Annotated in this window: 1 pseudogene; it reads left to right on the forward strand. The window is 44.7% G+C overall.

Features of this window, described 5'->3' with window-relative positions:
• Nucleotides 1–642: pseudogene (locus tag FNZ60_RS09870) on the forward strand (hypothetical protein); the annotation flags it as partial.

A 642-nucleotide genomic window follows, 5' to 3' on the forward strand; every position in this document is an offset into this window, starting at 1 on the left:
CAATAATGTGAAATTTGATCTCGCTAAAGATCTCACTTTAGACAGCATAAAAATACCCGCTCTAGATACAACGGAAAAATCTGGTGTATCTATACAAGGCAGGGGACTGACTGTAGGGGGACTTACTTTAGATGGCAATGGTATAACCATTGAAAATGGCCCCAAAGTCACCACAGATGGCATTGACGTCGCAAATAAAAAAATCACATCACTAGCGGATGGTTCTATAGCCGCGGGTTCGAGTGATGCGGTCACGGGAGGTCAGTTTTATAGCCTAGGAAGCGGTGTTGCGGAGTCTTTAGGTGGCGAGGCTAGCTATGAGAATGGCATTTGGGCCGCACCTAAATTTACAGTTAAGAGTTTCACTTCTGATGGCGAGAATACAGATGCCAGCTATGATGATGTCGTCTCAGCCTTTGCTGGAGTTGGTAAGTCATTTGAGAACGTTAAAGATAAATTTGAGAGTGTTAAGGATGAAATTACCAAAGAGGTGACTAAAGAGATTACGACAATCCAAGGCGATGCCTTGTTGTGGGATGAAGGTACAGGAGCCTTTGTTGCAGTGCATGGCAAAGATGGAGACAGAAAATCCAGCAAGATCACGTCACTAGCGGATGGTTCTATAGCCGCAGGTTCGAGTGA

Origin of the sequence: Bartonella massiliensis, from assembly GCF_902150025.1 — a bacterium.
Taxonomy (GTDB): domain Bacteria; phylum Pseudomonadota; class Alphaproteobacteria; order Rhizobiales; family Rhizobiaceae; genus Bartonella; species Bartonella massiliensis.